The sequence below is a fragment of the Aggregatibacter sp. oral taxon 513 genome, from assembly GCF_018128305.1.
Taxonomy (GTDB): Bacteria; Pseudomonadota; Gammaproteobacteria; order Enterobacterales; family Pasteurellaceae; genus Aggregatibacter; species Aggregatibacter segnis_A.
This window is the reverse complement of sequence record NZ_CP072381.1, coordinates 192,051-212,051: the sequence shown is the minus strand read 5'-3', so window position 1 is coordinate 212,051 and position 20,001 is coordinate 192,051. Positions and strand designations below refer to the sequence as shown.

General features: G+C 43.4%; 20 protein-coding genes. 12 read left to right on the top strand and 8 right to left on the bottom strand.

Annotated elements, in window-relative coordinates; translation table 11 throughout:
• The first annotated feature begins 3 nt into the window (after positions 1-3).
• The 5 genes from J5A60_RS01155 to J5A60_RS01140 all read left to right on the top strand — a co-directional run bounded on the left by J5A60_RS01155 (position 4) and on the right by J5A60_RS01140 (position 4,569).
• Positions 4-390 (top strand): pilus assembly protein PilP, encoded by a 387-nt coding sequence (locus J5A60_RS01155; protein WP_212510297.1) that lies wholly within the window; start codon positions 4-6, stop codon positions 388-390.
• A 19-nt stretch (positions 391-409) separates the two neighbouring features.
• A complete protein-coding gene (locus tag J5A60_RS01150; protein ID WP_212510296.1) occupies positions 410-1,834 on the top strand; it encodes a type IV pilus secretin PilQ in 1,425 nt (474 codons plus the stop codon).
• A 214-nt stretch (positions 1,835-2,048) separates the two neighbouring features.
• On the top strand, positions 2,049-2,576 hold the full coding sequence (aroK, locus tag J5A60_RS09510; protein WP_048750075.1) for a shikimate kinase AroK: 528 nt from the start codon (positions 2,049-2,051) through the stop codon (positions 2,574-2,576).
• A gap of 33 nt (positions 2,577-2,609) precedes the next feature.
• Entirely contained in the window at positions 2,610-3,698 is a 1,089-nt protein-coding gene (gene aroB / locus J5A60_RS01145; RefSeq protein ID WP_249113880.1) for a 3-dehydroquinate synthase, read from the top strand.
• 4 nt (positions 3,699-3,702) lie between these two features.
• Positions 3,703-4,569 (top strand): Dam family site-specific DNA-(adenine-N6)-methyltransferase, encoded by an 867-nt coding sequence (locus J5A60_RS01140; protein ID WP_212510295.1) that lies wholly within the window; start codon positions 3,703-3,705, stop codon positions 4,567-4,569.
• A gap of 91 nt (positions 4,570-4,660) precedes the next feature.
• Here the strand turns inward: J5A60_RS01140 and J5A60_RS01135 are convergent, their stop codons facing one another.
• Positions 4,661-5,239 carry an NAD(P)H-dependent oxidoreductase gene (locus J5A60_RS01135; RefSeq protein WP_212510294.1) on the bottom strand — a complete coding sequence of 193 codons (579 nt, stop codon included), beginning with the start codon at positions 5,237-5,239 and terminating at the stop codon, positions 4,661-4,663.
• Between the two features lie 307 nt (positions 5,240-5,546).
• Here J5A60_RS01135 and J5A60_RS01130 point away from each other — a divergent pair, with 307 nt between their 5' ends.
• Complete coding sequence (locus tag J5A60_RS01130; protein WP_212510293.1) at positions 5,547-5,918, top strand: hypothetical protein; 372 nt, start codon at positions 5,547-5,549, stop codon at positions 5,916-5,918.
• A gap of 680 nt (positions 5,919-6,598) precedes the next feature.
• Here the strand turns inward: J5A60_RS01130 and J5A60_RS01125 are convergent.
• The 3 genes from J5A60_RS01125 to J5A60_RS01115 all read right to left on the bottom strand — a co-directional run bounded on the left by J5A60_RS01125 (position 6,599) and on the right by J5A60_RS01115 (position 8,403).
• The gene (locus J5A60_RS01125; protein WP_032997747.1) at positions 6,599-7,042 is read right to left on the bottom strand and encodes a MarR family winged helix-turn-helix transcriptional regulator; all 444 of its coding nucleotides are present in this window, start codon (positions 7,040-7,042) and stop codon (positions 6,599-6,601) included.
• 12 nt (positions 7,043-7,054) lie between these two features.
• Positions 7,055-7,462: a hypothetical protein gene (locus J5A60_RS01120; RefSeq protein ID WP_005715880.1), complete on the bottom strand. Its 408-nt coding sequence runs from the start codon at positions 7,460-7,462 to the stop codon at positions 7,055-7,057.
• Between the two features lie 464 nt (positions 7,463-7,926).
• Entirely contained in the window at positions 7,927-8,403 is a 477-nt protein-coding gene (locus J5A60_RS01115; protein ID WP_048750111.1) for a single-stranded DNA-binding protein, read from the bottom strand.
• A 169-nt stretch (positions 8,404-8,572) separates the two neighbouring features.
• On the opposite strand from J5A60_RS01115, the gene uvrA reads away from it, so the two are divergent.
• A complete protein-coding gene (gene uvrA, locus J5A60_RS01110) occupies positions 8,573-11,404 on the top strand; it encodes an excinuclease ABC subunit UvrA (protein ID WP_212510292.1) in 2,832 nt (943 codons plus the stop codon).
• A gap of 133 nt (positions 11,405-11,537) precedes the next feature.
• Here uvrA and pssA read toward each other — a convergent pair whose 3' ends face one another.
• On the bottom strand, positions 11,538-12,905 hold the full coding sequence (gene pssA, locus J5A60_RS01105) for a CDP-diacylglycerol--serine O-phosphatidyltransferase (RefSeq protein ID WP_212510291.1): 1,368 nt from the start codon (positions 12,903-12,905) through the stop codon (positions 11,538-11,540).
• 171 nt (positions 12,906-13,076) lie between these two features.
• On the opposite strand from pssA, the gene J5A60_RS01100 reads away from it, so the two are divergent.
• Positions 13,077-14,153: a tRNA/rRNA methyltransferase gene (locus J5A60_RS01100; protein WP_212510290.1), complete on the top strand. Its 1,077-nt coding sequence runs from the start codon at positions 13,077-13,079 to the stop codon at positions 14,151-14,153.
• 59 nt (positions 14,154-14,212) lie between these two features.
• On the opposite strand, the gene J5A60_RS01095 is transcribed toward J5A60_RS01100, so the two are convergent.
• Positions 14,213-14,473 (bottom strand): YfhL family 4Fe-4S dicluster ferredoxin, encoded by a 261-nt coding sequence (locus J5A60_RS01095; protein ID WP_212510289.1) that lies wholly within the window; start codon positions 14,471-14,473, stop codon positions 14,213-14,215.
• A gap of 66 nt (positions 14,474-14,539) precedes the next feature.
• Between J5A60_RS01095 and J5A60_RS01090 the strand changes: the two genes are divergently transcribed.
• From J5A60_RS01090 to J5A60_RS01075, 4 genes are all read left to right on the top strand, one after another.
• Entirely contained in the window at positions 14,540-15,235 is a 696-nt protein-coding gene (locus J5A60_RS01090) for a ribonuclease T (protein ID WP_212510288.1), read from the top strand.
• Between the two features lie 137 nt (positions 15,236-15,372).
• Positions 15,373-16,536 (top strand): phosphoglycerate kinase, encoded by a 1,164-nt coding sequence (gene pgk / locus J5A60_RS01085; RefSeq protein WP_212510287.1) that lies wholly within the window; start codon positions 15,373-15,375, stop codon positions 16,534-16,536.
• Positions 16,537-16,660: 124 nt separating this feature from the next.
• Entirely contained in the window at positions 16,661-17,740 is a 1,080-nt protein-coding gene (fbaA, locus tag J5A60_RS01080; protein WP_111306354.1) for a class II fructose-bisphosphate aldolase, read from the top strand.
• A gap of 108 nt (positions 17,741-17,848) precedes the next feature.
• On the top strand, positions 17,849-18,781 hold the full coding sequence (locus tag J5A60_RS01075) for an alpha/beta fold hydrolase (RefSeq protein ID WP_212510286.1): 933 nt from the start codon (positions 17,849-17,851) through the stop codon (positions 18,779-18,781).
• On the opposite strand, the gene crcB is transcribed toward J5A60_RS01075, so the two are convergent.
• Together crcB and J5A60_RS01065 are read right to left on the bottom strand one after the other, a co-directional pair.
• On the bottom strand, positions 18,759-19,145 hold the full coding sequence (gene crcB / locus J5A60_RS01070) for a fluoride efflux transporter CrcB (RefSeq protein WP_212510285.1): 387 nt from the start codon (positions 19,143-19,145) through the stop codon (positions 18,759-18,761). The two genes, J5A60_RS01075 and crcB, sit on opposite strands and share 23 nt — an antisense overlap.
• Positions 19,145-19,963 (bottom strand): Cof-type HAD-IIB family hydrolase, encoded by an 819-nt coding sequence (locus J5A60_RS01065; RefSeq protein WP_212510284.1) that lies wholly within the window; start codon positions 19,961-19,963, stop codon positions 19,145-19,147. Before J5A60_RS01065 ends, crcB begins: the two co-directional genes overlap by 1 nt.
• Positions 19,964-20,001 lie beyond the last annotated feature (38 nt).

Sequence of the window (20,001 nt, the reverse complement as noted above, 5' to 3'; positions counted from 1 at the left end):
CGAATGCGAGAACCACTTTTATACTTAATATTGGGCATTTTGCTCAGCTTACCCGCAGCAGCGAATGATCCATTTAATAAAACACAACGCCATCGCACCAAACCAGAACATGTCCAAAAGCAAGGTCAGGCGCTTGAACATTCATGCCAAACAGGGCTTTTCCCAAACACGCCTTTTGCTCAAATTCAGATTGTCGGCATTATTCAGCAACAAAAAGATTGGCAACTTATTTTACAAGCAGACCAGCATGTTCATTTGGCGAACGTCGGTGATATCATCTCCGCAGAGGCAATCAAAATAGACCATATCACCAAACAGCAAATTACGTTTCTACGCAGAGAAAACAATCAACATTGTGAACAGACGCTCCCGTTTAATGTTCAGTTTTAAATCATTATAAGGAAATATCATGCAATCGCTTTTTCTCAAGATCTTAAAGTGCGGTCTGTTTTTCGGATGTTTTTTCACGTTCGCCGTGCATGCCGAACAACATCAAACCTTTTCCATTCAACTCAAACAGGCACCTTTAGTGCCGACCTTACAACAACTTGCGCTGGCTCAAAATGTTAACTCGCTGATTGACGACGAATTACAAGGCACACTGACATTAAAGTTAGATAACGTAGATTTAGATCAGCTCTTTCATTCCGTTGCCAAAATCAAACAATTAGATTTATGGCAGGAAGACGGCATTTATTATTTAAGTAAACGTGATACCGCCGCCAAATTTGCCGGCAATATCACAGAACCTCAACCCATTGCATCACTCCCCCCTGAGGAAGACACCTCGCTCGCGACTGCCACCATTAAACTGCACTTTGCCAAAGCCTCTGACGTCATGAAATCGCTTACCGGCGGTAACGGGTCGATGTTATCGCCGAATGGCAGCATTACCTTTGATGACCGCAGCAATCTCTTGCTGATTCAAGACGAACCAAAATCCATCGCCAATTTGAAAAAATTGATTAAGGAATTGGATAAGCCCATTGAACAAATTGCCATAGAAGCACGTATCGTCACCATCAACGCGGAAAGTTTGAAAGAATTAGGTGTCCGTTGGGGAATTTTCAACCCGACAGAAAATGCCCACAAAATCGCTGGCAGTCTCGCCGCTAACGGCTTTGACAATATTGCGAATCAATTAAACGTGAACCTGCCGACTGCCACGACACCGGCGGGGTCTCTCGCGTTACAAGTCGCCAAAATCAACGGACGACTTTTAGACTTAGAATTGACCGCACTTGAACGGGAAAACAATGTGGAGATTATCGCCAGTCCTCGTTTACTCACCACGAACAAGAAAAGTGCCAGCATTAAGCAAGGGACGGAATTACCTTACATTATGGTGAATGAAAAAAGTGGCACACAAAGTGTGGAATTTCGCGAAGCCGTATTAGGGTTGGAAGTCACACCGCACATTTCCTTGGATAAGCAAATTCTGTTGGATTTAATTGTGAGCCAAAACGCGCCGGGCAGCCGTGTGGCATACGGTTTAGGCGAGGTGGTTTCGATTGATAAACAAGAAATAAATACGCAAGTTTTTGCCAAGGACGGCGAAACCATCGTGCTTGGTGGCGTCTTTCACGACACCGTTACCAAAAGCTTAGACAAAGTGCCATTACTGGGAGACATTCCCGGCATTAAGCATTTATTTAGCAAAGAAAGTGATCGCCACCAAAAGCGGGAATTGGTGATCTTCGTCACGCCACATATTTTGCGCCAGGGTGAGACATTGGAAAACTTGAAGAACAACCAGTCAACAGCGAAAAAGAACAAGAAGCAAGAGAAATCCAAGACCGCACAAAACAAACCGAAAAAGGAAAGAAACCCGTAGTTTATTTTGTCTTTAACGCGGGATAAACGAAATAAATCGCCTGTTTATGTTGAAAAGAATGGCGATTTATTGAGATAATCTCGTGCAATTTTGGGGTGATCTTTTCAATTTTATTCAAAACTTTCACACGACCACATGAATCATGACTTGCGGTCGTTTCTTATTTTCTAAAAGATCACATTCTTTACGACGACATAAATTTAAGATTATAGCAATGGCAGAAAAACGTAATATTTTCTTAGTGGGCCCTATGGGTGCAGGTAAAAGCACTATCGGTCGCCAACTCGCACAATTACTCAACATGGATTTCGTCGATACCGATGCGGAAATTGAAGAACGCGCCGGTGCCGATATTGGTTGGATTTTTGACGTTGAGGGCGAAGAAGGGTTCCGTAAAAGAGAAGAACGTCTCATTAATGAATTAACGCAACGTCAAGGCATCGTGTTATCGACCGGTGGCGGCGCTGTATTATCAAAAGACAACCGTAATCACCTTTCCGCTCGTGGCATCGTGATTTATCTAGAAACTACCGTGGATAAACAATATCAACGCACACAGCGAGACAAAAAACGTCCGTTATTGCAAGATGTGACTGATCCGCGCCAAGTGTTGGAAGACTTAGCTAAAGTTCGCAATCCACTTTATGAAGAAGTGGCGGACATCACCCTACCAACTGACGAACAAAGTGCCAAAGTCATGGCGACACAAATTATCGACCTGATTGACAACTACAACGGTTAATACGAACGGTTAAACACCTCAAAGGCAAAGTAAATGTTCTGTGTAAATGTTGAATTGAAAGAAAGAAGCTACCCGATTCATATCGGTGCCGGATTACTCACGAATACCGATTGCTATCCGCTGAAATCCGGCAATAAAGTCATGATCGTGACCAATCCAACTGTTGCACAACATTATCTTTCCACCGTGACGAACACCTTAGAAAAAATCGGTTGTCTTGTTGAGCACGTGTTATTGCCGGACGGCGAACAATACAAAACCCTGGATTCTTTGAACCTGATTTTCACCGCACTTTTAAAAGCCAACCACGGACGCGATACCACGATCGTGGCATTGGGCGGCGGTGTCATCGGTGACGTGGCAGGCTATGCCGCAGCAAGCTATCAACGTGGCGTACGTTTTATTCAAATTCCAACGACGTTATTAGCCCAAGTGGATTCTTCCGTGGGCGGCAAAACGGCGGTAAACCACGAATTAGGCAAAAACATGATCGGCGCGTTTTATCAACCCACCGCCGTGATTGTCGATACACTCACCTTAAATACCTTACCAAAACGCGAAGTCAATGCAGGTCTAGCCGAAGTCATAAAATACGGTGCGATTTTAGATTTCCCCTTTTTCCAATGGTTAGAACAACACATCGATGACTTAGTCGCCCTTAACCAAAACGCATTACAACAATGTATCGCCCGTTGTTGCCAATTAAAAGCGGATATTGTGGCGCGCGATGAAACAGAAAAAGGCGATCGTGCGCTATTAAATCTTGGCCACACCTTCGGTCACGCCATCGAGACCCATTTAGGTTACGGCAACTGGTTACACGGCGAAGCGGTATCCGCTGGCTGTATGATGGCTGCAGTGTTGTCTGAAAAATTAGGCGATTTAACACCACATGATGTCGCACGGTTAGAAAAACTTTTAGCGCGCGCCAATTTACCAACGGTTTCACCGGATCGGATGACTGCACAAGATTACTTGCCGCTAATGATGCGTGATAAAAAAGTGCTAAATGGCAAATTGCGTTTGGTACTCCTCAAAGCGCTTGGACAGGCTTATGTGGCGACGGATGTCCCACAAGAACAGGTGATTGAAGCCATTAATCGTTGTACGCAAGTTGACTAACCCCATGCCTAAACCCGCTAAACCCACAACAAAAACCAAAAGCCGCCCCTTTCTCAAATGGGCGGGCGGTAAATATCGTCTGACAGACGAAATCAACCGCTTATTGCCAAAACGCAAACAATGTTTAGTCGAACCTTTTGTTGGTGCCGGTGCGGTATTTCTCAACAGCCATTTCGAACGCTACATTCTGGCAGACATCAACCCTGATTTAATCCACCTATTCAACATCGTCAAACAGGACGTTGAAGGTTATATCCAAGCGTGCAAACCGGTTTTCTTTCATCCCGATGCTAATACGGAAAGTTACTACTACACCAAGCGTAAAGAATTTAATCAAAGTACCGATGTCTTCCAACGTGCCGTATTATTCCTGTATTTAAACCGTTTTGGTTTTAACGGCTTGTGTCGCTACAATTCCAAAAACGAATTTAATGTGCCTTTCGGTGCTTACAAAACCCATTATTTCCCGGAAGAAGAACTCCGTTTTTTCTCAACGAAAGCACAAAGTGCGGTCTTTATTTGCGCCGATTTTCAACAAACCTTCCAAATGGCGGATGAAAATTCAGTCATCTACTGCGATCCCCCCTACGCCCCTCTTTCACAAGACAGCAATTTCACCAATTATTCCGGCAATGAATTTTCCATCGCCCACCAGCGTGATCTTGCCAACCTTGCCAAAGACACCGTAAAACAACGCAACATCCAAGTGGTGATTTCAAATCACGATACGCCATTCACTCGAGAAATCTACCAAGGCGCGAAAATCCGCCGCTTAAAAGTACAACGCTCCATCAGCCAAGCGTCACATAAGCGAATCAAAGTACGGGAGCTGATCGCAATATTTAAAGCAGAAAAACACGCTGAAAAATGACCTCACTTTTGCGCAAGAAAATATCCTCATTCTCTACGACAAAAAAACAAAGGTGAGCAAAATGCCCACCTTTTAAGCTAGCATTTCTCAATTAACCAAACACTTTTTCCAAGTGTGTTTGGTAATCGGCTAAGTATTGTTCGACTTGTGGATTTTTAATCACATCGTTACATAAGAATGTCGGCAGACGGGTCAAACCGATGAACTCGTTGAGTTTGTGAAAATGCATGTATAAAGCATCCACGCCTTTGCCTTCGAAGAAGTCGCCTTCGCGGGTGAACGCCTCAATCGGGGCATTCCAAGTAAGTGAAAGCATGTGCTTTTTGCCTTGCAACAAGCCACCTGTGCCGTAGCCTTCTGTCGGATTGACGCGATGACGGCCGTCACTGTGATAAAGCTTGCCGTGTCCACTGGTTAATACTTCGTCTATGTATTTTTTCACTGTCCAAGGCTCGTGCATCCACCAACCCGGCATCTGCCAAATCACGGCATCCATCCAAACAAATTTCTCGATTTCTGCTTCAACGTCATAGCCGGCATCAATCACGGTTTCTTTTACATTGTGTCCAAGTGCGGTCAAAATTTCTTTTGCTTTTTTATGAAGTGTATGGTTCAACTCGCCATGTGAATGTCCGAAATCTTTGCCACCATCCAATAATAAAATATTCATCTCTTTGCTCCTAAAATAAATAATTCGAAAAACTAGAGCCGCAATTATGCCTTCTTACTCTATATTTTAAAAGTGCAGTTACTTGCCACGCTATTTCCAGACCATAAGGGAAATTTCTCATACGCCATCAATTACGGCTAATCGGTAACATCAACATTCACTATTTCCCATCAACTAAACAAGCCTTTTCAATCAACTCCCTTACCCAGCGATACGCAGAATCTTTATGAGTCCGTTCGTGCCAAATCAGTGTTTTGGTAAAGCCTTGAATTTTAAGGGGCGGTTCAAAGCGCTTGAGGTTATCTAAGTGAGTAATCAAACGCTCAATCGCTTTGCGCCAGCAACCATCCTTGACCTGAACGACGATTATTTGCCGCATTTTATGCGCACCGTTCAGCAGCTACCTGAAGATGCCGTTATCATGCGCTTGAAATTCTTCCACCAATACAGTCAATTTGAAGGCGCATTTGCAGATAATCCGAGCTCTTTTTACGATTGGGTATGTAAGCAAAGTTATATTGCGCTGGGGAATATGCTGACCTCGTCAGCAATGATCGGCATTAAAAGAACCCCGATTGAAGGTTTCCCTTATGCCAAAATAGAAGCGTTATTGGCGGAAAAAGGTTTATTTAATACCAAAGAATTAAGAACCTCGCCCCAAAACGCGTCAAGGTTTTGAGCAAGTGGTGGAGTTTATTAAATAATATAAATAAGCATTAAGTACTTTACATCCCCCAATGGGGCAAGCGTCCACGCTTGTGCCAATTTTCCTAAGGATTAATCAATGAGCAAACGCCTTACAAAACCCTCTTACGTTGGAAATGTCGTAGTATCCGGTGATTGCGTAATTGCGTCCTAAAATGCGCTATTTTCTTATTACGATAAAAAACTGCGGTCAAAATTTTCGATATTTAAGTTGGAAAAACGCACAGAAAAATGACCGCACTTTTGCGCTAAAAATACACCGACTTTATGCCACAAAAAACAAAGGGTCTGACATAACATCAGACCCTTTATCATTTTTGTGCTTTATTCGTTAGAACGGTTGTTTCTATATAACGAAAGAATGCAAAAATAAAACTCTAATTATTTCAACTTGTTGCAATCAAATATTGATACTTGCCTTAAAAATACGTAAAAATAACCCCGATCACACGGTAATTATGTCATTATATTTTACAATATAAACGTAAAATTTTTACACATTGCGTTCAAGAGTCAACCATTTATGTTCTCTGTTTTGCTTTTTGAGAATAAAAAAGAGGACTTCTATACTTTTGCGTAAATAGTCCTCTTGAGTAAATTTCTGTTTTATATCTATGTTCTATTTTTTGAGTTTTACATGTAATATGGATAATATTATTCTTTGTTTAACCTAACAAGAAAGTGTTTAAATAGTTCTTCATCGTTATCCAACTTTCCGAAAAAAAACTCATCAATTTGCTCAATTAACGGAACAGCTGTTTGTAATATTTCTTCTCCTTTTTTGTTTAAAATAACAACTTTTGCTCTTGTATCTCTTGAATGTTCTTTTCTTTTCACAAAATCATGTTTTTCCAATAAACTCAATATTTGAGATACCGTCATGACATCTATCTCTGAGAGTTTTGAAATCATAACTTGTGTAACTTCATTGTCATTTTGCGATAGATACGCAAGAGAAGCTAAAACAACAAATTGAGGGTGTGTCAAATTTATTTTCTTTAACTCTTTTTTTATCATAAGATGCCATTTATTGTACACCCTCATGAACAACAATCCTGTTGATTTTTCTGAATTGTCTTTATATTTTGATGTAAACAAACAGCAATCACCTTATTTTTCCAAACGATTTTTTAGAATAAATATAGACTGAGGAACATCTGAAAAAACTTGTTTTAAAAATTCCAAATGTTGCTCATCCTCACTATCTAAAATCACAGTGTGTTTTATATTCACACTTCCGTCATTATTATCAATTATTTGATGCCCGAAAAGAATATCTCCGAACGGAGTTTCTGTTTTATCCCAAAATTCCTCAAAAGGTTTTACAAGAGTAAGCTGATATTCCATAGGAGGCATTCCTTCAAGCTCCATAGTTCCGTATGAGCCAGTCTCAAATTTACCGTTCAATGTAATGTTTTTTAAATCTTCTTCCCAATCATACCATTTTTCAATATTTGCATAGTACTCCCATGCATCTTCTTTTGCAGCTTTGATTTTCAAACTAAAACTAAATTCCATTGTAATTTCTCCTTTGATTATATGTTCACTTATTATAAGTTAACTTATAATATTGTCAACGAAATTTCTACTTGGGATACTATTCTTTAGTTTTTCCAAATGGCAGAATAATTTTTCTCAATCTTTTAAGTCAAATCCTACAGACTGTGTACTACTATTCTTTGCCACCGATGGCGCAAGCGTCCACGCTTGTGCCAATTTTTCTAAGGATTAATCAATGAGCAAACACCTTACAAAACCCTCTTATGTTGGAAATGTCGCAGTATCCGGTGATTGCGTAATTGCGTCCTAAAATGCGCTATTTTCTTATTACGATAAAAAGTGCGGTCAAAACTTGCGATATTTAAGTTGAAAAAACACGCTGAAAAATGACCGCACTTTTGCGCAAGAAGATACCCTCATTCTCTACGACAAAAAACAAAGGGTCTGACACACATCAGACCCTTTGTTTTGTGCTTTATTCCTTAGAACGGAATATCATCATCAAAGTTATCCATCGGTGCTTCGGCTGCCGGTTTGCTTGCCGGGGTTGCACGTGGGGCACTCTGAGCTTGGCTTGGATAAGTCGGTTGAGCAGCTGGGGCATAGCCGCCGGATTGACGATCAGAGCGGCTGTCTAACATCTGTAAAACATCGCCTTGAATTTCTGTGGTGTAGCGATCTTGGCCGTTTTGGTCTTGCCATTTACGGGTTTTTAAACGCCCTTCAACATAAACCTTAGAACCTTTGCGTAAGTATTCGCCCGCCACTTCAGCCTGACGACGATAGAACACAATGCGGTGCCATTCGGTCACTTCACGACGTTCGCCGGTGTTTTTATCATTCCAGCTTTCACTGGTGGCAACGGTAATGTTGGCAACCGCTTCACCGTTCGGCATGGTGCGAATTTCAGGATCGTTACCTAAGTTACCAACAATAATGACTTTATTTACTCCAGCCATAATATCCTCTTCTTTATTCAATTTTGCTGTAAAAAAATTTGCTCTATTCTGCCTGAAAATTTGGAATAAATCCACGCCTTCAACAAAATTAACTGGATATTTGCACAGTTATTTGGGAATATGCGATAATTGTCGCAAATTTACACTTCTTTCATTTATAAAATCTATTATGGATACCATCGATATTCGTGGTGCAAGAACCCACAATCTGAAAAATATTAACTTAACTATTCCCCGTGATAAATTAATCGTCATTACCGGCTTATCCGGCTCAGGCAAATCTTCTTTGGCTTTTGACACGCTGTATGCTGAAGGGCAACGCCGTTATGTGGAATCCTTGTCCGCCTATGCGCGTCAATTTTTGTCATTAATGGAAAAACCCGATGTGGACCATATTGAAGGGCTTTCACCGGCCATTTCTATTGAGCAAAAATCTACCTCACACAACCCACGTTCAACAGTGGGTACCATTACCGAAATTCACGATTACCTGCGTTTGTTGTTTGCCCGCGTGGGCGAGCCGCGCTGTCCTCATCACAATGTCCCACTCACGGCGCAAACCATCAGCCAAATGGTGGATAAAGTGCTTTCCCTGCCTGAAGAAAGCAAAATGATGTTGTTGGCACCGGTGGTAAAAGAGCGCAAAGGTGAACACGTTAAATTATTGCAACAAATTGCCGCGCAAGGTTACATTCGCGCCCGTATTGATGGTGAGATTTGCGATTTATCCGATCCGCCAAAACTGGAATTACAGAAAAAACATACCATTGAAGTGGTGGTGGATCGCTTTAAAGTGCGGTCGGATTTAGCCACAAGATTGGCGGAATCCTTTGAAACCACGCTCGAGCTTTCCGGCGGCACGGCGGTCGTCGCTTATATGGACGATCCGAAAGCGGAAGAACTGGTGTTCTCTGCCAACTTTGCCTGTCCGCACTGCGGCTATTCCGTACCGGAACTGGAACCTCGTCTCTTCTCCTTTAATAACCCCGCCGGTGCGTGCCCGACTTGTGACGGTTTGGGCGTACAACAATATTTCGATGAAAAACGCGTGGTGCAAAATCCGAGTATTTCCCTTGCCAATGGCGCTATTAAAGGTTGGGATCGTCGCAATTTCTATTATTACCAAATGCTCACGTCCTTGGCGAAACACTACCATTTCGATATTGAAACGCCTTTTGAAGAACTGCCAAAAAAAATCCAACAGATTATTTTGCACGGTTCCGGCAAGGAAGAAATCGAATTCCAATACATGAACGATCGCGGCGATGTGGTGTTGCGCCACCATGTATTCGAAGGCATTCTGAACAACATGGCGCGCCGTTATAAAGAAACGGAATCCATGTCAGTGCGCGAAGAACTGGCAAAACACATCAGCAATCGCCCTTGTGCCGATTGTAGCGGTTCGCGTCTGCGTCCCGAGGCGCGTAACGTTTATATTGAGCAAACCAATCTGCCTGATGTCTCGGAGAAAAGCATCGGGGAAGCCTTGAGCTTTTTTGGAGAGCTACAGCTGAGCGGACAAAAAGCGCAAATCGCCGAGAAGATTCTGAAAGAAATCAAAGAGCGGTTACAATTTTTGGTGAATGTCGGCTTGAATTATCTTTCCCTTTCCCGCTCCGCCGAAACCCTTTCAGGCGGTGAAGCGCAACGCATTCGTCTTGCCAGCCAAATCGGTGCAGGCTTGGTCGGGGTGATGTATGTGTTGGATGAGCCGTCTATCGGGTTACATCAACGGGATAACGAACGCTTGCTCAATACCTTGATTCACTTACGAAATCTCGGCAACACTGTGATTGTGGTGGAACACGATGAAGATGCGATTTTAAGCGCCGACCACATTATCGACATCGGCCCAGGCGCAGGTGTGCATGGTGGCAATGTTATTGCGGAAGGTACGGCGCAACAAATCATGCAAAATCCAAATTCATTGACAGGTAAATTCTTATCCGGTGCGGAAAAAATCGAAATACCGAAAAAACGTACCGCACTTGATAAGAAAAAAACACTCAAGTTGTTTGGCGCATCAGGTAATAACCTGAAAAACGTCAACTTAGAAATTCCGGTCGGCTTATTTACCTGTATCACCGGCGTGTCCGGCTCAGGCAAATCCACGTTGATTAACGATACCTTATTCCCGATTGCTCAAAACGCATTAAACCGAGCGGAAAATGCCGAAGCAGCGCCGTATAAATCTATAGATGGTTTGGAATTTTTCGACAAAGTCATCGATATTGACCAAAGCCCAATTGGTCGTACTCCGCGCTCTAACCCAGCAACCTACACGGGCGTATTTACCCCGATTCGTGAGCTGTTCGCCGGCGTACCGGAAGCCCGTGCACGCGGCTACAACCCGGGACGTTTCAGTTTTAACGTACGCGGCGGACGTTGCGAAGCCTGTCAGGGGGACGGCGTGATCAAAGTGGAAATGCACTTCCTGCCGGATGTGTACGTGCCTTGCGACCAATGTAAGGGCAAACGCTACAACCGCGAAACCTTAGAAATTCGCTACAAAGGCAAAACCATTCATCAAGTGTTGGATATGACCGTGGAAGAAGCGCGCGAATTTTTCGATGCTGTTCCGATGATTGCGCGCAAACTACAGACCCTCATAGACGTGGGATTGTCTTACATTCGCTTGGGCCAATCTTCCACTACCCTCTCCGGTGGTGAAGCGCAACGGGTAAAATTGGCAACGGAACTCTCTAAACGGGATACGGGCAAAACGCTGTATATTTTGGACGAACCTACTACCGGGCTACATTTTGCCGACATCAAACAGCTGCTTTCCGTGTTGCACCGCTTGCGCGATCAAGGCAATACCATCGTGGTCATTGAGCACAATTTAGACGTGATTAAAACCGCTGACTGGATTGTGGATCTCGGCCCGGAAGGCGGTAGCGGCGGCGGACAAATTATCGCCACCGGTACGCCGGAGCAGGTCGCTAACGTAGAAGGTTCGCATACCGCGCGCTTCCTGAAAGGGATTTTGGCGAAAGGTTAAAAACGTTTTATTTTTCCACCGCACTTAAACAACTCAAAGTGAGGTCTCTTTTCACGACGTTTATCACGAAAAAAGGATTGTCATTCACTGACAATCCTTTTTTATATTGAGTGTAAATGCACTTACAATGTGATTACAAAATCATCTTCACTAATTTGTCCGCTTTAATACGGGCAAATTTTTTCAATAATTTTTGCACCGGTGTCGGGTATTGCTTCATTTCTTCCAACTCGGTGTAATGTTGAAGCACCGTGGTATGTTGGCGAATACAATCTAATTCCTGAACCACTTGAGGCAAAAGTTGTTGTTTCGGGTCATGGATAAACAAGCCATTTTCCGCATCCAATCGCCACGCGCGCGGATTCAGATTATTACCGGTCAACAAAATATAATTATCGTCAATCCAAACGCCTTTTAGATGATAGGTATTCGCACCGTCTTTCCAGGTCCGAATGATCAGCTGACCTTGTGCCATTTCATGTTCAAACTTTTTGCTGAAGCGGCGTAAATTGTTTTCATACAAATAAGGCAATGCCCCCACCATTTTGAAGGGCTGTTCCGGTGGAATGTAGAAATCATTCGCCACTTTATCGCCCACGATAATTTCAATTTTTTTGCCTTTACGTAGCAAATGGCGGATTTTTTGTTGCAATGTCCGCGGGAAATTAAAATACGGCGTACAAATAGTGAGCTTTTCATCGACCAGCTGGAATAAATCTTCGATCGTGCAATTCAATACATTGCCCGCGCCGCCTAAACCAAACAACGGCGTTACCGTCAATTCATTGCCAAAATCAACCGCACTTGACAGCTTATATTGCCCATTAAGTGCAAGATTTTTTCTAAAATGGCGGATATTTTGTCGAATTTCTTTGGTTTTCGGGCGATTAACGCTATCCAACGGCAACACCACATCGCTATTCAACAAAAAGTCACGAATAAAAGCCACCATGCTGTCGGCTAATTGCGGATGGGTGATTTTTTGATAACGGTCGTAACGGTATTTTTCATTTTGTTGTAAATACACGTTATTGATACTGGCGCCACTATAAAGCACGGTATCATCAAAAACAAAGCCTTTAATATGCAACACGCCGAATACTTCACGCGTATTGATCGGTACACCGAAAAATAGATTCGGGTCATCGGCAAGTTGATATTTTTGGCGTTGTTCACAATACCAATCGGCATTCGTTGCACTCTTTTCCGCGCCTAATAAATTGCGCTGTGCACGATGCCAGTCAATTAAAATTTTCACTTCCAGTTCAGGCTTATCTTGTTTCGCACGGTAAATTTCATCGAGAATTTCTTGTCCGGCTTCATCATTTTGCCAGTAAAGTGCGGTCACAAAAATACGCGTTTTCGCCTGTCTGATCAGTTGAATAATTTCATTTTTGAATGCCATTGGGCTGTAAATAAATTCAACTTGTTCCGCCTGTAAAGCTAAACATGGCAGGCTTTCAAGACGCTTCTGGGCCCGTTTTGTCTTATCTCTAAACATAAAATTTGTTCTCTGTTGTACTCAATGAGTCGGAACCTAATTGGGGCGATAGTTTACAATATTTATCGCCCCCCTTGGTAGAAAAAAGGCTGGTTTTCGTTATAATGCTCACAAATTTATTGCCAACAGCGCAAATTTATTCCATTCATCCACCCTATCGGCAACACAACTATGAACCAAAATTCAAACAAACCGACTTTCAAATCAAACAACCGTACTTTTTCTGAACGCAGTGTCGGTGACGACCGTCAAAAACGCGATAAAAATCGACCGCACTTTGCCTCCGCAAAAAGCGATTCTCGCCAAGAATTTCGCAGAGAGAGAGATAACGACAGAAATACTAAGCCGAAATTTAAACGCGCTGAAAGCCAAGAAAAAACCTTACACATTGCCGAAAGCACGATGAAAAAAGCCGGTGGTGCGGAAGGCAACGTGAAAGTGACCGTCAAAAGCAGTCGTTTCGATGATAAACCAAGAGAGAAAAAGACCGGCCCATTGTCACCACGCGCACCGGAAAAAATCAAAAAGAATCGCGCAGAAGAAATGAAAGTGTATGGTGAAAATGCGTGTTTAGCCTTATTCCAACAAAGCCCGGGAAGCATTGTGCGCTTGTGGGCAACCGTACAAATGGCGCATAAAATTGGGGATATTTGCAGCTATTTAGCCACTAATAAAAAGGTGTATCACATTGTGGACAACGACGAGATGATCAAAGTCAGCGGCACAGAACACCACGGTGGCATTTGTATGTTGGTGAAAAAAGCGCATCCGTTTACGTTGCAAGGTTATCTCGATGTGCCGCATCAAGAAGATTGCTTGGTGTTGTTAGATAATGTGAACAACGCACAAAACATTGGCGGTATTTTACGTACTTGCGCCTTTTTCGGGGTGAAAAATATTGTGGTGGAAAACGCTGAAAGCCTTAATTCTGCCGTGACCTTACGCGTTGCAGAAGGCGGCGCGGAATACGTGCGAGTATTGGAAACCAATGACACGCGCAATGCACTTGCCCAATTACGCCAAGCCGGCTATCAAATCCTTCACGTGAGCAGCGACGAAAATGCGACAGCATTGGATAAAGTGCGGTTAAAAAATAAAACGGTTTTTGTGCTGAGCGAAGGTTCGACAGAGGCTTTATCAGAGAAAAACGATGAGCAGGTTCGTTTGGCGTTTGCCAGCCCAGTGAAAAATGGGTTAAACGTATCGGTCAATGCCGGCATTTTACTGGCGAAATGGTATTTTAGATAAAACGAGAAAAGTTAGGGCGGGTAAAAACGCCCTCTTTTTTCACCGCACTTTCAAACGCGTTACAGTTTGTCTCCGTGGTGAATTAACACAAAGCGCTCCCATAGCTGTTCTTCGCTTTCCACGTTATCCGGGTCGGTGATAATACATTTGCTGATAGGGCAAACTTTCTGGCAGGTGGGCGTGTCGTAGTGACCGACACATTCGGTGCACAGTTCGGGATCAATGACATAGATCTCATCGCCGATTGAAATTGCTTCATTCGGGCATTCCGGCAAGCACATATCGCAATTCGTGCATTTGTCAGTGATGAGTAGCGCCATAACATCCTCGGGGAAAATGAAAGGGTCGGATTATAATCAATACGTTAACAAAGTGAAAGGAATTTTATGAACGAAAAACGTATGTTGCTACTGTCTTTTTTTGTGGTGGCATTTTTAATGTTTTTACTTGCCGGTTGGTATTATTTTTCGCAACAGAAACAAGCGGCGGAGGTGGTTGTTGATCGTAATTACGATTACATCATGAAAAACGATCCTATCGGGCAAAATAAACATGCCCAAACCGATTATTACACCCTCGTGTTATCTTGGTCGCCGGCATTTTGTGAACGACAACGTCAACAATACGGCGATAATTTGCCGACCTCTTTGCAATATCAATGCGGCTTAACCCAACAATTCGGTTGGATTGTGCATGGGTTGTGGTCACAAAACAAACAAGCCAGAAGAGTCTCCGATCACCCGCGTTTTTGTCAGGGCGATTTACCGCAATTACCGCAAGATCTTATAGAACGCTATTTGCCTGAAGTACCGAGCGCAGGCTTATTACAAGGCGAGTGGGAAAAACACGGCGCGTGCATGTTTAACAATGCGCAAGATTATTTTGAAAAGATCAAAAATTTATACCGCACTTTGAAGCTACCGAACTATGAATTAAGCCGTACCGAACTGTTTAAATGGATGCGAAAAAACAACCCGCAATTAAAGGATGTTTACCTGGGCGCCGCACGTAATGAGCTCTTTATTTGTTACGATTTAAACTGGCAAATTATGGATTGTCCAAGCAGCCGAACCGGTTATTAATCCAATAATCCGACATGGATCAATGAAATGTGTAATCCTGAATTTGAGCCCTTGAATTCAGGTTACAAGCTACTCAGTTACGGGTATAATGCCAACAGTTTTTATTTTTAATTTTAACCAGTAAAAAGAGGTAAATTATGTCAGTAATTAAAATGACCGATTTAGATTTGAATGGTAAACGCGTATTTATCCGTGCCGACCTAAACGTACCGGTAAAAGACGGTAAAGTTACATCTGATGCGCGTATCCGTGCCACCATCCCAACCTTAAAATTAGCCTTAGAAAAAGGCGCAAAAGTGATGGTCACCTCTCACTTAGGTCGTCCGACCGAAGGTGAATTCAAACCTGAAGATTCCCTCCAACCTGTTGTTGATTATTTAAACGAACATCTTGATGTCCCGGTACGCTTAGTACGCGATTACCTTGACGGTGTTGAAGTGAACGCCGGTGAAATCGTGGTATTAGAAAACGTGCGCGTCAACAAAGGCGAAAAGAAAAACGATCCGGAATTAGGTAAAAAATACGCCGCACTTTGTGATGTGTTCATTATGGATGCCTTTGGTACAGCTCACCGTGCGCAAGCCTCAACTTACGGCGTTGCAGAATTTGCACCGGTTGCCTGCGCAGGTCCATTGCTTGCCGCAGAACTTGATGCGCTTGGTAAAGCATTAAAAGAACCAGCACGTCCAATGGTGGCTATCGTGGGTGGTTCTAAAGTATCAACCAAATTAGAAGTGTTAAACTCACTTTCCCAAATTGCCGACCAAATTATTGTAGGTGGCGGTATCGCCAACACCTTCATTGCCGCAGCCGGTCATAACGTGGGTAAATCCTTATACGAAGCCGATTTAATCCCGGTTGCTAAAGAATTAGCGGCAAGCACAGACATTCCTGTACCAGTTGATGTTCGCGTGGGTACCGAATTCTCTGAAACCGCACCTGCGACAGAAAAATCTGTGACCGAAGTGAAAGATGACGAATCTATTTTCGACATCGGTGATAAATCTGCGGAACAACTTGCCGAAATCATCAAAAATGCGAAAACCGTATTATGGAACGGCCCGGTGGGCGTATTTGAATTCCCGAACTTCCGCAAAGGAACGGAAATTATTTCTCACGCCATTGCCAACAGCGATGCGTTCTCCATTGCGGGTGGTGGTGATACGCTTGCTGCTATCGACCTATTCGGTATCGCAGATAAAATTTCCTATATCTCAACCGGCGGCGGGGCTTTCTTAGAATTCGTTGAAGGTAAAGTGTTACCGGCAGTAGAAATCCTCGAAAAACGTGCGAAAAACTAACCGCACTTTTTCTGCATAAGATCGTCATAGCACGTGTCTGCTGATGCGTGCTATCAATCAAAAACGTAAAACAAATTCTTCAAATGGTGGGAGCAACCCACCCAACACAAAAGGAAAAACGAAAATGGCTAAATTATTAGATATCGTCAAACCGGGCGTGCTTACCGGTGAAGATGTTCAAAAAGTATTTGCATACGCAAAAGAACACGGCTTCGCACTGCCTGCCGTCAACTGCGTCGGCTCCGACTCCGTTAATGCCGTATTAGAAACGGCTGCCCGCGTGAAAGCGCCGGTCATTATTCAATTCTCTAACGGTGGTGCGGCCTTCTACGCCGGCAAAGGCATCAAACCGACCAGCGGTGCACGTCCTGACGTTTTAGGTGCGATTGCAGGTGCAAAACACGTTCATACTTTAGCCAAGGAATATGGCGTACCGGTGATTTTACACACCGACCACGCAGCGAAAAAATTACTGCCATGGATCGACGGCTTACTTGAAGCCGGTGAAAAACACTTCGCTGAAACCGGTCGTCCATTATTCTCTTCCCACATGCTTGACCTTTCCGAAGAGCCAATGGAAGAAAATATGGCAATCTGCCGTGAATACCTTGCCCGTATGGATAAAATGGGGATGACCCTTGAAATCGAAATCGGTATCACCGGTGGTGAAGAAGATGGCGTGGACAACTCCGGCGTAGATGAATCTCGTCTTTACACCCAACCGTCTGATGTGCTTTATGTTTACGACCAATTAAATCCGGTCAGCCCGAACTTTACCGTTGCAGCCGCATTCGGTAACGTACACGGTGTGTACAAACCGGGTAACGTAAAATTAAAACCATCTATCTTAGGTGCAAGCCAAGAATTCGTTGCCAAAGAACGTAACCTTCCGGCAAAACCAATCAATTTCGTGTTCCACGGTGGTTCCGGTTCTTCCCGTGAAGAAATTCGTGAAGCGATTAGCTACGGCGCAATTAAAATGAATATTGACACCGATACCCAATGGGCGTCTTGGAACGGTATTCTCAACTTCTACAAAGCGAACGAAGCGTATTTGCAAGGTCAATTAGGCAACCCGGAAGGCCCTGATGCACCAAACAAAAAATACTACGATCCGCGCGTTTGGTTACGCAAAATGGAAGAATCTATGTCTAAACGCTTAGAACAATCTTTCGAAGACTTAAACTGCGTTGACGTTTTATAATTTAAAAACACGCTGAAAACCGACCGCACTTTTTGAGATGTACTTTAAAGTGCGGTTATTTTTTCCTCTTTTTATTTTGACCCCTTTTGCCTCAACAACTCATTTACCATGCACAACATAGAGAACGCCCCATTACACCTCTTCGCCGAACAATTTCCCTTGCAATACATTGAGGGACAACGCGGCTGCCGATTGGCTTATCGACATTGTGTTCACCAGCCGGTTGCCGATAAGTTGGTCATTTTGGTCAATGGGCGGGTGGAAAATATCCTGAAATGGACAGAAATTGCACAAGATTTCTATGGGCAGGGATATGATGTGTTGCTGTTCGATCATCGCGGTCAAGGCTATTCACAACGATTATTGTCGGACAGCGAAAAAGGACATTTGGACGAATTTCGGTTTTATGCGCAAGACATGGCAAAAATCATCGAAAATCTGACCGCACTTTACCCCTACGAGCAACAATATTTGCTCGCCCATTCTTTAGGGGCGTTGATTTCAACCTACTATTTAGCGAATTTTGATCACCAAATTAGACGTGCGGTTTTTTCCGCGCCGTTTTTTGGCATGCCGTTAAGTCACCCTATACGAGATGAGATCGCGCTGAATTTCATGATGTTATTTGGGCAAGGAAAGCGTTATGTGTTTGGTAAAGGGCCTTATAAACCGGTGGATGTGCAGGAAAATTTGTTAAGCCATGATAGTAAGCGAATGCAAAGAATGAATGAAATTAATTTGGCTAATCCTTCTATTCGTTTGGGCGGTCCGACTTTCCGTTGGGCCTATTTATGTCTGATCGCCATTAAGCATTTGCCAAAAATTCTGCCACGCATCGAAACGCCGGTGTTGGTGTTAGAGGCGGAACAAGAACAAATCGTCAATAATAAAACGTTGGAAAAACTCACCGCACTTTTCATGCACAGCAGTCTGAAAAAAATCGCCGGGGCAAAACATGAAATTCTGTTTGAAACCGACAATATTCGCTCACTGGTGTTACAGCAAATTCAGGCATTTTTTACTTCAACACACAACGCATAACCCACACGCCGAAGAGGGTGAAAAGCAAACTGCCAAAGACGTGGGCAGCAATTAATCCGATGCCAACAGCGAATTTGTCATTCAAGATGTTTTCCACCACCTCCATCGAAAAGGCGGAAAAGGTGGTCAAACTGCCTAGAAATCCGGTGACTAAAAAGAGTTTCCATTCCGAAGAAAGTGATGGGAAATACCAAAAAACGGCAAACAACACGCCAATAATCAAACTGCCTAAATAATTGGCGATCAAGGTGCCAAAAGAAAAAGCGCTAAACCATGGATTGAGCAACAAGCCCAAGCCCCAGCGCAAGCAAGCACCCAGCACGGCACCGCCACTAATCCAGAGTAAAGAAGATAATAGCGGCATTAATAAATCCCGAAAATCGCACGAAGGTAAGACGCGACAGCTTCATGTCCATGGCGACCGATCACTTCTAGCTGTGGACACGCCTGCACTAAGCGCGGATCGGCATTTCCCATAATGCATCCCTTGCCCACTTCTGCCAGCATTTCGACGTCATTCATGCCATCACCAAAGGCAATACAATCTTGCAAACCGTATTCCCGTTGCTCAATTACCTGTGCAAGTGCGGTGGCTTTTGACACATTTTTATTCATCACTTCCAAGCAAATCGGCGTGGAATAAGTCATGCTGATTTTCTCGCCGAAGTTCTGACGAATACGCTGTTCCAATTCCACTAAATCTGCCGGCGCTTTTCCAATAAAAAATACTTTCTCGGTATCTCTGCCGTGATGTTGCTTAAAATCCACCACATCGTACACAAAACCGGAATCTTTGTGATACTTGTAAAGTTCGGGAATGTCTTTGTTGATAAACCAGCCATCAGCCTGATAACTGTTCACACAGACTCGTTTATCGTCAAAGGGCAAATTCATGACTTGATACGCAATCTCTTCCGGCAAGGAATTATTGAGCAACAACTCCCCTTGTAAGTTATGCGCTTGTGCACCATTTGAAGTAATTAGCACCGCATCCTTCACTTTGGTTTTCTTCAAAATACTGGACACATCGAAATAATTACGCCCTGTTGCCAGCACAATATCAACCTTGCTGTCATACAAACGTTCCAAGGTGTTCGCGGTAAAATCGCCGACCACATGATGTCCGTTAAGTAACGTCCCGTCCATATCCGAAACGATGGCGCGATAAGGAAGTTTTTGCATAATTTTTCACCTCAAATGACATAATGACTAATGGTAGC

Coding starts and splice junctions, on each gene's coding strand:
- J5A60_RS01120 (WP_005715880.1), bottom strand. CDS start 7,462: ATGGAATTTAGTTTTAGTTTGAAAATCAAAGCTGCAAAAGAAGATGCA.
- crcB (WP_212510285.1), bottom strand. CDS start 19,145: ATGCCGCTATTATCTTCTTTACTCTGGATTAGTGGCGGTGCCGTGCTG.
- uvrA (WP_212510292.1), top strand. CDS start 8,573: ATGGATACCATCGATATTCGTGGTGCAAGAACCCACAATCTGAAAAAT.
- pssA (WP_212510291.1), bottom strand. CDS start 12,905: ATGTTTAGAGATAAGACAAAACGGGCCCAGAAGCGTCTTGAAAGCCTG.
- J5A60_RS01140 (WP_212510295.1), top strand. CDS start 3,703: ATGCCTAAACCCGCTAAACCCACAACAAAAACCAAAAGCCGCCCCTTT.
- aroK (WP_048750075.1), top strand. CDS start 2,049: ATGGCAGAAAAACGTAATATTTTCTTAGTGGGCCCTATGGGTGCAGGT.
- J5A60_RS01150 (WP_212510296.1), top strand. CDS start 410: ATGCAATCGCTTTTTCTCAAGATCTTAAAGTGCGGTCTGTTTTTCGGA.
- J5A60_RS01100 (WP_212510290.1), top strand. CDS start 13,077: ATGAACCAAAATTCAAACAAACCGACTTTCAAATCAAACAACCGTACT.
- pgk (WP_212510287.1), top strand. CDS start 15,373: ATGTCAGTAATTAAAATGACCGATTTAGATTTGAATGGTAAACGCGTA.
- J5A60_RS01090 (WP_212510288.1), top strand. CDS start 14,540: ATGAACGAAAAACGTATGTTGCTACTGTCTTTTTTTGTGGTGGCATTT.
- J5A60_RS01075 (WP_212510286.1), top strand. CDS start 17,849: ATGCACAACATAGAGAACGCCCCATTACACCTCTTCGCCGAACAATTT.
- J5A60_RS01095 (WP_212510289.1), bottom strand. CDS start 14,473: ATGGCGCTACTCATCACTGACAAATGCACGAATTGCGATATGTGCTTG.
- fbaA (WP_111306354.1), top strand. CDS start 16,661: ATGGCTAAATTATTAGATATCGTCAAACCGGGCGTGCTTACCGGTGAA.
- J5A60_RS01155 (WP_212510297.1), top strand. CDS start 4: ATGCGAGAACCACTTTTATACTTAATATTGGGCATTTTGCTCAGCTTA.
- J5A60_RS01065 (WP_212510284.1), bottom strand. CDS start 19,963: ATGCAAAAACTTCCTTATCGCGCCATCGTTTCGGATATGGACGGGACG.
- J5A60_RS01115 (WP_048750111.1), bottom strand. CDS start 8,403: ATGGCTGGAGTAAATAAAGTCATTATTGTTGGTAACTTAGGTAACGAT.
- J5A60_RS01135 (WP_212510294.1), bottom strand. CDS start 5,239: ATGAATATTTTATTATTGGATGGTGGCAAAGATTTCGGACATTCACAT.
- aroB (WP_249113880.1), top strand. CDS start 2,610: ATGTTCTGTGTAAATGTTGAATTGAAAGAAAGAAGCTACCCGATTCAT.